Here is a 13402-nt window from a genome sequence, read left to right on the forward strand (position 1 = left end):
TTAAAAATTATTATTTAATATTTAATATTGATTAATAAGCGTTAAAGTGTTACCATTTAATTATAGAGTAACCACAAAAATTTTATAAAATATAAAAATATGGTAAGGAGTTGATACTATGCTTTACAATATATTAATTGGTGGAGCTGCCGGACAAGGAATGGAGACATTAGCTTCAATTTTAGAGAAAGCCCTCAAGAGAAAAGGATTTGAAATTTTTACAATACAAGATTACATGTCGCGAGTAAGAGGGGGACATAACTTTTTTCAAATACGTTTTGGTAATGAAAAAATAAATTCTCATTGTAGCAAACTAGATGGGATAATTGCCTTAAATTCTGAGACAGTTGACCTTCATATACATGATTTAGATAATAATGGTTTTATCATTATAGATGACGGAATAAAATATGACGACAATAGAGTCTTTAGTTTGCCACTAAAAAGCACTGCTCGATCCATTGGTAATCTTAAGGTTTTCGGAAGTGTTGCAATAGGTGCCTTTTTAAAACTTTTTGACCAGGACCTAAGTTATGTAGAAGAACTTTTTAATGAAAAATTCAATAAAGAAATTGCTGGAAAAAATTTTGATGCACTTAAGATTGGTTTTGATTGTGTTTCGGCTAAATATAGTATTAAATCACTACAATCTGATAATAATATTCTAATTAATTCTAATCAAGCAATTTCTCTTGGTGCTTTAGCATCAGATTGCAAATTTTATTCTGCTTATCCAATGACACCTTCTACAAGCATAATGACATACCTATCATCTAAAATGAAGGATGCCAAAATAGTAGTAGAACAAGCAGAAGATGAGATTTCAGCAATTAATATGGCTATTGGTGCTTCTTATGCTGGCGTACGTGCTATGACTGGTACTTCTGGTGGTGGCTTCGCTCTCATGGTTGAAGCAGTTGGACTTTCAGCTATGTTAGAACAACCTTTAGTCATTGCTGAAATACAAAGACCTGGTCCTACTACTGGGCTACCAACAAGAACTGAACAGGCTGATCTTAAATTTGTTATTTCATCTACCCCTGGCGAAATTCCTAAAATGGTTATTGCTTTAAAAAATCCTGAGGATTCTTTTTATCAAACTATGAGAGCCTTTAATTTAGCAGATAAATATCAAATTCCTGTAATTTTACTTGGAGACCAATTTCTTTCTGACAATAATAGAACTGTTAAGCCTTTTGACTTTAAAAAAATCAAAATTGAAAGGCATTTAGCAGATCCTGACGAGGATAAGGAATATAAAAGATATAAGCTTACTGCTAATGGAATTTCTCCAAGAATAATACCAGGAAAATTTCCAGGGAAAACTGTTCTAGTGGATAGTGATGAACACGATGAATTTGGACATATAACTGAGTCAGCCTCTGTTAGAATTAACATGAACGATAAACGACTTAAAAAGATGGATTTACTAAAAAAAGAGTTAATTGAGCCAGAATATATCGGCGCTGAAATTCCTGATACATTATTAATAGCTTGGGGATCTTTAGAAGGACAGATTATTGATGCTGTTGAGAAACTTAACTCCTCCAGTAAAAGCAAATATGGTGCTTTAATCTTTGGTGATATTTGGCCTTTGCCTGACAAGCTACTTAATGAAAAAACTCTTAATGTAAAAAAAATTATTAATGTTGAACAAAACGCTACAGGTCAATTAGCCGCTCTTATAAGTGAACAAACAGGTATTAAGATTACTAACAGCATTTTAAAATATGATGGAAGACCAATCTCTTCTGAAGATATAATAAATGATTTAAAGGAGGTTAGATAACATGAGTGATAATAATTTTAACACTTGCGAAACTGCATGGTGCCCTGGTTGTGGCGATTTTAGTATTCTTTCCGCTCTTAAAAGCACCCTAACAAAACTTAATAAAAGTCCTTATAAAGTACTTGTTGTTGGTGGCATTGGTCAAGCTGCAAAGACTCCACAATATATAAATACAAATGGTTTTTGTGGACTACATGGAAGAGCTTTGCCTCCAGCTGTTGCTGCAAAAATTGCAAATAAAGATTTAACTGTTATTGTTGACACTGGAGATGGTGATGCTTATGGTGAAGGTGGTAATCATTTCATTCATAATATAAGAAGAAATGTAGATATTGCGCATTTTGTTCACGATAATCAAATTTATGGACTAACAAAAGGTCAAGCTTCTCCAACTACTGATTTAGGTCATATTACTGAGGTTCAACCTAGTGGTTCTAATAATATACCTTTAAATCCAGTTTTGCTGGCAATAACCTTAGGTGCTGGCTTCGTAGCTAGAGCTTTTAGCAATGATATACAAACTCTAGAAGAAATAATGTCAGAAGCAATAAATTACAAAGGTTATGCCTTAGTGGATATCCTTCAACCTTGCGTAAGCTTTAATAAGATAAATACACATAAATGGTATAGTGAACGAATTTATAAATTAGATGAAAATTATGACTCATCAAATAAACTAGGTGCAATTGAGAAGGCAATGGAATGGGGTGATAGAATTCCTATAGGAATTTTATACAAAGAGGATAAAAAAACTTTTCATGATTCCATTGATTTTTTAAGGTATGGAAAACCTCTTGTTGATAGTGATTTTAATTTAGAAAAAGTATCCAGTTTTATGAATGACTTTAAATAACTTTAATAATTTAATATTAACAAAAAGGCCAGAGTTTTCTATTGTAATTTTTTCACATAAAAAACTTTGGCCTTTTGTTTATGAATTTTATAGCTGTTATAACGTTATCTACCTTTTAAAGAAAATTATACTTTTAAATTTATGCCAATATTATAGATTGCACATTTTACTAAGTTCCATTGAATTTACTACGATAATATAGTAGGCACTGAATTTATTTCATAATTTATTCTAGGAGGTAGAAACTATGAAGCTTCAGAAAAAAATTCCCTTAGTAATATCCGTCCTAATATTCTTTTCAATTACAATAATATGTATTTTAATCTACTACAGATTCTCCAATATTTTAATTAGTCAGGTTAAAAATGAGATGCAAAATTCATCTAAAGGTTATGTTAACTCAGTTGAGTCCCTTATTGAAAAGCAACAAACAGACTCGTCAAGGCTAGCTCAAAGTAAGGACGTTATTGAACTTGCCGAAGAACGTAAAGCTTTAGGTAATTCCTCTAGTAATGATATGCAAAATAAATTGCAACAAAATAATATAAACATGAAAAAATATGTTGATACCGTAAATTTTATTGAGCACACATTTATTGTAGATACAAATGGCATGTTATACTCAGATAGTAATCCTTTAAAATCAGAAAGAAGTCTAGCAGATAGAAGCTACAATACACCATCATTAAATGGTAAACCTAATATAAGTGATGTTTTAGTTTCAAACTCCACCAAAGCTTTAGTCACAGTTTTTACAAGTCCAATAATATACAATAATCAGATTCTAGGTTATGCTGGCTCTTCAGTTTTTGCCAGTAGTTTTTCAACCTCATTAACTAACGTGAAAATATCAAACTATAAATCTGGATATGCTTATCTAGTGGACAATAAAGGAGTTGTAATATATCATCCTACTAAGTCTAAAATAGGTAAACCTGTAGACAACTCTTCTATTAAAAATGTTGTAAGTCAGATAAAAAATGGGAAGTCAGTCAAACCACAAATTGTAGAATATAATTATAACGGAATAGAAAAAATTTCATACTACGAAATTATTCCAAAAACTAATTGGATATTAGTTTTGACAGTTAATAAATCAGAAGTACTAAATGCAGTAAACCAATCTATTTTGATTATAATAGTCATAGCTGCCTTTATTGGATTGTTAACTATACTAGTAGGTCTCGCATTGTCAAAATCAATAACATCTCCTCTAAAAAAAGTTACGTTATTAGTAAATAAAACAGCTGCTTTAAATCTGATTCATGATGAAGCTATTGAGTCTGTGGCAAAACGTAATGATGAAGTTGGGGAAATGGGGAAATCTCTTATTGCTATGGAAGAGTCTCTTAGAGAAATGGTTGAAAGCCTCATAAAAGCCTCAGCTGATACAAACAGTACTGCAGATAAAATTAATAGTCTTACCATTGAACTAGAAAAGTATACAGATGAGACTTCTATAGAAGTTCAAACTCTATCCGCAGGTCTAGAGGAAACTGCTGCATCCTCAGAAGAAATTTCAGCATCTTCAAATGAAATGGGTCAAGCTGTATTAGAAGTTACTAATAAAGCACAAGATGGGGCTAACGAATCAGATGAGATTTCAAAACGTGCAGAATCTCTTAAGACCTCCTCTATAACTTCAAGAAACAATAATAGACAATTATATGACAAAGTTAGAATTGAACTGGAGCAAGCTATAAATAATTCAAAAAATGTAAGTAAAATAACTACATTAACTGAATCCATTTTGGCTATATCAGAACAAACCAATCTTTTAGCTCTCAATGCAGCAATTGAAGCTGCAAGAGCTGGTGAAGCTGGAAAAGGATTTGCTGTTGTTGCGGATGAAGTTAGGAAACTAGCAGAAGAATCTACTAAAACAACTCAAAGTATTCAAGAAGTTGTAACTCTTGTTGTAAATTCTGTTGATAACCTTAGCTCTAATTCATCTAAACTTCTTGAATTTATGGATAAAGATGTTAATAACGACTACGATAAATTTATTGATGTTGGAGATAAATATAGCCAAGATGCAGATAACGTAAGCAACTTTATGATGCAATTTAGCAGCATTTCAGAAGAATTAAATGCTTCCATTGAAGGAATAGTTAAAGCCATTGATGAAGTTGCTCAAACTGTTACAAATGGATCTGCTTCATTATCAAATATTTCTGAAAAGACGATTACAATTGCAACTAAGCTTAATAATATAAAAGATAACACTGACATCAATAGAGAAAATGCAAATAAATTAAATTCAATTGTATCAAAATTTAAACTTGATTAGATTTTAATTTGCTTAAAATTTACGAATTAATAATTAAAACATCAGCTCTATGGAACAATATAGTTGATGTTTTAGTTTTTTTATTGGCGCAGTTTTTTCATATTTGTTATACTGACCAAAATGCTTTATAATACATTTATAATTGCATATTACACTATTTTAATTACAATAACGTTTAAGGGAGGTTTGGCTATGAGGTATATTTTTAATATTTTAAGCGTATTTAAAAGAGATATGAAAAGCATCGTGAAAAACCCTGTAGCACTTATAATTATATGTGGTTTGTGTATTCTGCCATCTCTATACGCTTGGGTAAATATCAAGGCCTGTTGGGACCCTTATAAAAATACTAGTACTATTCCTGTAGCTATAGTTAATAATGATAAAGGTGCTTCGTATAGAAGCAAGTACTTAAATATGGGAAATCAAATTGTTGGTAATCTTAAAAATAATCATAATATAGGTTGGGTATTTGTAAATTCAAAAGATGCAGACATGGGAATTATTGATGGTACTTATGATGCAATGATAGAAATTCCAAGCGACTTTACATCAAGTTTTACAAGTATACTTTCAAGTAGTCACAAAAGGCCGCAAATTATATATAAAGTAGATACAAAAGCAAACCCCGTGGCTGGTAAAATTACAGATGTGGCAAAGGATACATTAACTGATGAAATAACCACAGGTTTTGTAGCCACAGTTAACAAAACTATCTTTTCTTCTTTAAATCAAGTTGGTAATGATGCATCCAAAAATAGAGATAACATATTAAAATTAAAAAGTAACATAATTGATGTTAATAACAACATTGATTTTATAACTGACTCCCTTAAAAACATAAATACCAATTCCAATAACTTAAGCACTTTCTTATCACAAATAAAGTCTACTATACCTGAAGTAAATAGTGGTTTAGACATAATATCTGAAAGCAATGACCAGAATAAAAATATATTGCAAGAAACTCAAAATACTTTAAATAATTCACTTAACAATATAGATCTTAATTTAAATTCTGCACAGGCTTCTGTATACAGAATACAAGCTTTAGTCAGTAATTTAAATACAAATTTTAGTGCTTCTAATTCTTCAGCTATTTATTCAACTATATCTAATATAAATATGGAATTACAAAATTTAAATACTTCCATTAGTTCCGTTATTGATTTTTTGCAAAAAATGAATACAACATCGCCAAACATTAATATAGCTAATATGATAACTTCATTAAAAAATATACAAAATTCAATAAATAATGAAAAAGGTACTTTAAGTAGTTTGCAACAGCAATTGCTTAACACTAATGAAATTAATAAAAACTTGCTTAATTCGTTAAATAATAATACAGCAACCATTAGCACACAATTGATAAACACAAATAAGCAGTATAACTCAAGTGCTAAACCTGCTCTAAATTCAATAGCTCAAAGCATGATTAATGCTACAAACGATGCTTCTTCACTTATAAAATCAGCACAAGATTTAAATAATCAAATAAATAGTCTTCTTGGCAGTGCAGTTCAAGGAACTAGTTTAGCATCTACAGTGTCTAGTGATTTGAATAATAGGCTATTACAATATAAGGATGTTATTTCGTTGTTAAGTAGCAAACTTCAAGTGATTAACAATAGTGACTTAGTAGAAATCATAAGTATTTTACAGAGCAACCCTGACTTCATGGGTAATTTTATATCTAATCCTTTCACACTAAAGGATGAATCTATATATAGCATACCAAATTATGGTTCTTCCATGGCACCTGTTTATACTGTTCTTGCCATTTGGGTTGGTGCACTACTTTTAGCCTCTTTGCTAAGAACAGATGTTGCCTACTTTGAAGGTTATAATAAACTGTCCTTACGTGAAAAACATTTTGGTAAGATGTTAACTTTTATTACTTTAAGTCTAATACAATCATTAATCGTTTCCATTGGTGATAAATTACTTTTAGGTGTTTACACTGTTAATGCACCACTTATGATTGCCTTTGCATTAGTATCTGGTTTGACTTTCTCCATAATAGTTTATACTTTAGTTTCCGTATTTGGCAATGTTGGAAAAGCAATTAGTATTGTATTCTTGATAATTCAAATTGCCGGAAGCGGTTCTACTTATCCTATACAAGTAGATCCTTTATTCTTTAGAATCTTACAGCCTCTATTTCCTTTCACTTACAGCGTGGGTGGCTTTAGAGAAGCAATTGCAGGTCCACTAATTAGCAGTGTTATTTTGGACTTCACTGCATTGATATTGATTTCAATTGTTTTTATACTATTAGGATTTTTCCTCAAAAAACCCCTTAATGACACTATTTCAAAATTTGAAACTGGTTTTAAAGAATCTGGTGTAGGAGAATGACTTTAGGAGGTGACCATATGAAAAAGATTTTCAGAGTATTTTTAAGAGATTTAAAGAACATTAAAAAGAATCCTGCTGCAATTATAATAATGGCTGGGCTATGCGTTTTGCCTTCTCTTTATGCATGGATTAATATAGAGGCATGTTGGAATCCATATGCAAATACAGGTAATATACCCATTGCAGTTGTTAATGATGATGAGGGTGCTGACTTTAATGGTAAAAAGGTAAATGTAGGTGATCAAATAATAGAGGAACTTAAAAAAAACAAATCAATTCATTGGGTATTTGTAGATCAGTGGCAAGGCAACTATGGCTTAAATGAAGGGAAATACTATGCACTTTTAGATATTCCAAATAATTTTTCAAGTGGACTTGTAAGCTTAACAACTACTACCCCCGAAAAACCAGCAATAATATATAGGAGTAATGAAAAATTAAATGCTATAGCCTCTAAAATAACAAATGCAGCAAAAGATAAGGTGGCAAAAGAATTAAAAACTAATTTTGTAGGTACTGTTGCTAGAGAGTCTTTAAAAACGTTAAACTCTGCTAGTGGAAGTCTAAAAGTTAACAAATCAAACCTTCTTCAACTAAAAGAAACTTTAAATGAGGCTTCTAAAAATGTTACTGACACGCAAAAATATATTGGCTCTGCTAGTTCAAGTTCTGTCAGCCTGCAACAATATTTATCCAGTTTGCAAAATACTTTGCCAAAGATAACCGATCAGATTAACAATCTTCAAAATGCTACTGATAGTAGCAAAACTTTGGTTTCTGCAACAAAACAAACTGTAAACACTACTTCAAATGAATTAAACAATGATATGGTTCAAATACAATCTACCAATGGACAAATTCAGAACCTTTTATCAAAGCTTAAGGATGAAAATAACAGCACTGATACTACTGGAATGGTTGATACTGTTAATGAATTAGTTAATTTATGTAGTTCTCTTGACAATATCATAAATTCCGATATTAAGTATTTACAATCAATTAACCAAACTGCTCCTAACACTGCAATAAATTCGCTTATAAATTCACTTAAAGGCTTAGATGTTCTAGTAGTTAATGAGCAAAACTCCTTAAGTAAACTAAAAACAGTCATAGGAAGTGGGGCTTCGAAGGATTCAATAAATAACAACATTGATTCGCTTTCTTCTTTAAGCAATGGAATTTCATCCTCCATGCTTACTACATCAAATAATTTCTACTCTACAACATTACCTGTATTAAATAATATAGGAGATAATTTAGACAATAGTTTAGACGATATTAATTCATTGCTACAAACTACAAAAGTGATAGTTCCTCAGCTAAATGCCTTAGCTAGTTTCGGAATTTCAACAAGTAAATTATCTGTATCTGAGGCAAATGAACTTAATGCTAAATTATCAACACTTTTAAGTGAACTTAATGATTTAAGCGGAAAAATGAATACCTTAAGTGATCAAGATTTAGATCAAATAATAAATCTATTAAACATGAATGCAGATGAGCTTTCAAGTTTTATTTCTTCACCTTTAGATGTAAAGGAAGTTGACGTTTATGGTGAGGGTATATTTGGAGTTGGTTTAACACCATTTTATTCCGTCCTTGCAATTTGGGTTGGAGCACTACTTTTATGTTCACTATTAACTACAGAATACAAAAATATTGCTCATGGTGAACATCTTAATATGTGGGAAGAACACTTTGGTAAAATGCTACTATTCCTAATAACATCCTTTTTTCAATCTACAATTATTACATTAGGAGATAAATACATACTTGGTGTAAAGCCTGAAAACATGCTTCTTATGTTAGGCTTTGCTTGGGTATCTTCCATTACCTTTACTTTTATAATATTTAATCTTGTTTCCATTTTCGGTAATGTAGGTAAAGCACTAGCTGTTGTCATGATGGTATTTCAAATTGCCGGTGCTGGTGGTATATATCCAATACAAACAAACCCCAGAATATTTGGTATATTACAGCCTTTTTGGCCTTTCACTTATGCCATAGACGGTTTTAGAGAAGCAATTGCAGGCCCAATTTGGAGTAATGTGTACAAAAACTTTATAGCTTTAGGTTATTTTATATTGTTCTTTTTTGTTTTTACTATTTTGAAGAAACCCTTTCACAAACTTACAGAGGCTATGCATCATAAATTTAATGAATCTGGCCTATAATATCTTAATATATAGAAAAGAGGTACCCTAATGAAAAAAATCATTATAATATTTACTGGTGGAACAATTTCTATGAAAAACGATTCAGAAAATAGTGCTGCTGTTCCATCCATGAGTGGCGAAGATATATTAGACCTAACACCTGGTATTAATAAAATTGCAAACATTCACTTTTTAAATTTTGGAATGTTACCTGGACCACATATAACACCAGAAAAAATGCTTGAATTATCAAATTTAGTTCAACATAAAACTGAAATTGAAGGTTATGATGGAGTCGTAATTACACACGGCACAGACTCTCTTGAAGAAACAGCTTATCTTGTAGACCTTACCTATAACGGTTCAAAACCCATTATTTTTGTGGGTTCTATGAAAAATAGTTCCGAACTTGGTTGGGATGGTCCTCCTAACTTAATTGATGCTGTACACACTGCAGTATCCGATGATGCTCAAAATAGAGGTGTTATGGTTGTTATGAACAAGGAGATACATTCTGCTTCCCAAGTTACAAAAACAAACACACACACTCTCGATACATTTAAAAGCATGGATTTTGGTCCCATTGGTTTTGTAGATAATAATAAAGTATATTTCTATTTTAGCTACACAAAAAGACAATATATAAATACAAAAATTATTGAAAGCAATGTTGACTTAATAAAATGTGGTTGCGGAATGGATGACAGACTTTTAAAATTTTCTGTAGATTCAGGCTCAAAAGGTATAGTCATAGAAGGTATGGGTAGAGGCAATATTCCTCCCAAGATGGTTTCTGGTGTTGAATATGCTTTAAATAAAAACATACCTGTGGTTTTAGTATCCAGATGCCTTATGGGGAAAGTTCTTGATGATTACGGATATGAGGGTGCTGGAAGAGAACTTACCGCCAAAGGTGTTATATTAGGTGATAATCTACCTGGACAAAAAGCAAGAATCAAATTAATGGTAGCCCTTGGTCTAACCGATAAAATACTAGAAATAAAAGAGATATTTGAAAGAAACTATTATTAAAATTAATCAAATTTAGTTTAGATAGGAGGATGGTTTAAATGCTTCAAACGAATAATATAAATATAGGTTTTATCGGCACTGGTGTAATGGGAAATTCCATGGCCTCAAATTTATTAAAGGGTGGTTATAACTTATACATATATAATAGAACCAAGGAAAAAGCTTTAAGTCTAATTGAAAAGGGTGCTACCTGGAAGGCTTCTGTTAGTGAACTTTCTAAAGTATCAGATGTAATTATTACTATAGTTGGTTATCCTAGTGATGTTGAAGAAGTATATTTAGGTTCAAATGGCATTTTAAATAATGCAAAACCTGGCAGTTTTGTTATTGACATGACAACTTCTAAACCTTCACTTGCTAAAAAAATTTATGAAATTGCCAAAAGTAAAAATGTATTTGCATTGGATGCACCTGTATCTGGTGGTGATGTTGGCGCCTCCGAAGGTACCTTATCTATAATGGTAGGTGGAGACAAAGAAGCCTTTGAGCATCTAAAACCTATCTTTGAACTTATGGGGAAAAATATAGTTTTACAAGGAACTGCTGGTGCTGGTCAACACACCAAAATGTGTAATCAGATAGCCATAGCTTCAAACATTATGGGTGTATGTGAGGCTATAGCATATGCAAAAAATTCCGGTCTTGACCCTGAAACTGTTCTAAAATCTATTGGTGCCGGTGGTGCTGCTAGTTGGCAGTTAAGTTCATATGCTCCAAGAATACTTAAAGACGATTTTAAGCCTGGTTTCTATATTAAACATTTCGTAAAAGATATGCGTATAGCTTTAGAAGAAGCTGATTCAATGGGTTTAAACACCCCAGCCTTGAGCCTTTGTAAAAAACTTTATGATAAGCTTATTGCTGAAGGTAAAGAAGATCTTGGAACCCAAGCTTTATATCAATTATATATGGATTAAGACTACAGAGTTGTATCAAAATTAGCCCTTGATACAACTCTTATTTAAATTTTGTGTATTGTTTTCATATACTTTGTCAATATATAATAGTATGATAAACCATAGGGACATTCTAAGATGTCCCCATTTTATAGAAATACGTAGAGGTAAGATATGAATAGTTTAAACTTTAAAGACTTTAATTTAAGTCAGGACATACTCGAATCAATAGAAAAATTAGGTTACAAAAATCCATCCGAAGTTCAAGAAAAAGTTATACCACTAATTCTTAGTGATAAAGACCTTGTTGTTAAAGCACAAACCGGAAGTGGTAAAACAGCTGCCTTTGCTATCCCTATTTGTGAAAAGATAGAATTACAAGAGAAATATCCTCAAGTTTTAATTCTATCCCCAACAAGAGAGCTGGCACTTCAGATTAAAGATGATTTTTCAAACATTGGCCGTTTTAAAAGGATACGCTCCGCCGCTATCTATGGAAAAGAACCAATAAGTTTACAGATAAATACACTAAAGCAAAGAATACATGTGGTTTCAGGAACCCCTGGAAGAGTCATGGATCATATAGAAAGAGGCACACTAAGTCTTGGAAAAATTAAATATCTGGTTATTGATGAAGCTGATGAGATGCTTAATATGGGATTTATAGGTCAAGTTACTGAAATCATAAAAAAACTTCCAACTAAACGATTGACGTTACTTTTCTCTGCTACAATACCAACAGAAATATTAAAATTATGCGATTCCTATATGAATAATCCTGTCAGCATCGATATTCAATCTAAAAATTCAACTGCTGACAGAATAGAGCAAACATATTATGAGGTTCTTGTTAATGAAAAATTTAATTTGCTTAATAAGGTAATATATACTAACTTGCCTGAAAGTGCAATTATTTTTTGTAGAACCAAAGCAAATGTAGATAGTCTCGTATCGGAAATGAAAAATGAGGGTTATTCTTGTGCTGCACTTCATGGTGGAATGCTTCAAACAGAAAGAACTGAAGTAATTAACAGTTTCAAAAGAGGAGATTTTATGTTCCTTGTTGCCACAGATGTTGCCGCTAGAGGAATTGATGTGGATAACATTACTCATGTAATAAATTATGACATACCAATGGAAAAAGAAAGTTACGTCCATAGAATTGGTAGAACCGGTCGTGCTGGGAATACAGGTTTTGCAATAACTTTTGTTTCTCCTAGAGAATACAGATTTTTAAAAGAAATTGAAGAATATTTTAGGTTTGAAATTAATGAGGGAAAAATTCCATCCCTTGAAGATGTGGAAAAAGGCAAGAAATTATTCGCTGAAAAAGCTAGGCTAAAACCCAAACCAAAAAAATCTAAAAGTAAAGAATTAAATAAAGAAATCACAAAAATATATATAGGTGCTGGTAAAAAGAAAAAGATTAGACCTGGAGACATAGCCGGAACTGTTTCTAGTATAGACGGCATAAATCCCGAAGATATTGGAATAATAGAAATCCAAGATAATTTTTCTTATGTTGATATTTTTTCTGGAAAAGGTACCCTTGTTTTAGAGGCGCTTAAACATAAAACCATAAAGGGTAAAACCGTTCGAGTAGCCATAGCTAAGAAATAGATTTACTTCTTCTAATTTTTGGTGCTTTATAGTAATAAATTGCGAAGTAAAGACTAAAGAATTTCATCATAGCTAAAACTAGATGAAAAGATTAAAGCAAGCCTTCGGCTAGATGGAAGAATTGACGAGGCTAAAGCCGTCAAAGGTGAGAGAAGTTACTTACGTAACAAGTAAAGGAAAATTTTCTTCCTACGTCAGAAAAATAGTGAATTTAAATTTATATATCTTAGTATATAAAGATAACTTTACAATATGTTTTAACCGTAGGTTTTGCTTTTAGGCGTAGCCTTTTGTATTCATATTATTAAGTTCAAAGATTTTTCGCAGCATAGCTAAGAAAAATCATCCTAACCCTTTTGCTGAAAGCAAATTCTCTCACCATTAACGGCATTACCGTTAATTCTT

Annotated in this window: 9 protein-coding genes; all 9 read left to right on the forward strand. The window is 31.5% G+C overall.

The features are described from left to right. Positions 1-118: 118 nt before the first annotated feature. The 9 genes from B8978_RS16070 (at position 119) to B8978_RS19955 (ending at position 13277) form a co-directional block, all read left to right on the forward strand. Positions 119-1789, forward strand: a complete 1671-nt coding sequence (locus tag B8978_RS16070) for a 2-oxoacid:acceptor oxidoreductase subunit alpha (protein ID WP_084117322.1) — start codon at positions 119-121, stop codon at positions 1787-1789. Between the two features lies 1 nt (position 1790). Further along, on the forward strand, positions 1791-2642 hold the full coding sequence (locus B8978_RS16075) for a thiamine pyrophosphate-dependent enzyme (protein ID WP_084117323.1): 852 nt from the start codon (positions 1791-1793) through the stop codon (positions 2640-2642). Between the two features lie 247 nt (positions 2643-2889). Beyond that, entirely contained in the window at positions 2890-4932 is a 2043-nt protein-coding gene (locus tag B8978_RS16080; protein ID WP_084117324.1) for a methyl-accepting chemotaxis protein, read from the forward strand. Positions 4933-5124: 192 nt separating this feature from the next. Then, positions 5125-7293: a YhgE/Pip domain-containing protein gene (locus B8978_RS16085; RefSeq protein WP_084117325.1), complete on the forward strand. Its 2169-nt coding sequence runs from the start codon at positions 5125-5127 to the stop codon at positions 7291-7293. Between the two features lie 17 nt (positions 7294-7310). Beyond that, the gene (locus B8978_RS16090; protein ID WP_084117326.1) at positions 7311-9467 is read left to right on the forward strand and encodes a YhgE/Pip domain-containing protein; all 2157 of its coding nucleotides are present in this window, start codon (positions 7311-7313) and stop codon (positions 9465-9467) included. A gap of 30 nt (positions 9468-9497) precedes the next feature. After that, a complete protein-coding gene (locus tag B8978_RS16095; protein ID WP_084117327.1) occupies positions 9498-10481 on the forward strand; it encodes an asparaginase in 984 nt (327 codons plus the stop codon). Between the two features lie 38 nt (positions 10482-10519). Beyond that, positions 10520-11398 carry an NAD(P)-dependent oxidoreductase gene (locus tag B8978_RS16100; protein WP_084117328.1) on the forward strand — a complete coding sequence of 293 codons (879 nt, stop codon included), beginning with the start codon at positions 10520-10522 and terminating at the stop codon, positions 11396-11398. 153 nt (positions 11399-11551) lie between these two features. Continuing rightward, positions 11552-12997 carry a DEAD/DEAH box helicase gene (locus B8978_RS16105; RefSeq protein WP_084117329.1) on the forward strand — a complete coding sequence of 482 codons (1446 nt, stop codon included), beginning with the start codon at positions 11552-11554 and terminating at the stop codon, positions 12995-12997. A 112-nt stretch (positions 12998-13109) separates the two neighbouring features. Beyond that, complete coding sequence (locus tag B8978_RS19955; protein WP_176212731.1) at positions 13110-13277, forward strand: hypothetical protein; 168 nt, start codon at positions 13110-13112, stop codon at positions 13275-13277. Positions 13278-13402: the final 125 nt, after the last annotated feature.

Source organism: Clostridium acidisoli DSM 12555, assembly GCF_900176305.1.
In the GTDB taxonomy this organism is placed as follows: Bacteria; Bacillota; Clostridia; order Clostridiales; family Clostridiaceae; genus Clostridium_I; species Clostridium_I acidisoli.

Bases quoted from the DNA above. Each gene is read 5' to 3' on its own strand.
- B8978_RS16070 (WP_084117322.1), top strand. From the start codon at position 119: ATGCTTTACAATATATTAATTGGTGGAGCTGCCGGACAAGGAATGGAG.
- B8978_RS16075 (WP_084117323.1), top strand. From the start codon at position 1,791: ATGAGTGATAATAATTTTAACACTTGCGAAACTGCATGGTGCCCTGGT.
- B8978_RS16080 (WP_084117324.1), top strand. From the start codon at position 2,890: ATGAAGCTTCAGAAAAAAATTCCCTTAGTAATATCCGTCCTAATATTC.
- B8978_RS16085 (WP_084117325.1), top strand. From the start codon at position 5,125: ATGAGGTATATTTTTAATATTTTAAGCGTATTTAAAAGAGATATGAAA.
- B8978_RS16090 (WP_084117326.1), top strand. From the start codon at position 7,311: ATGAAAAAGATTTTCAGAGTATTTTTAAGAGATTTAAAGAACATTAAA.
- B8978_RS16095 (WP_084117327.1), top strand. From the start codon at position 9,498: ATGAAAAAAATCATTATAATATTTACTGGTGGAACAATTTCTATGAAA.
- B8978_RS16100 (WP_084117328.1), top strand. From the start codon at position 10,520: ATGCTTCAAACGAATAATATAAATATAGGTTTTATCGGCACTGGTGTA.
- B8978_RS16105 (WP_084117329.1), top strand. From the start codon at position 11,552: ATGAATAGTTTAAACTTTAAAGACTTTAATTTAAGTCAGGACATACTC.
- B8978_RS19955 (WP_176212731.1), top strand. From the start codon at position 13,110: ATGGAAGAATTGACGAGGCTAAAGCCGTCAAAGGTGAGAGAAGTTACT.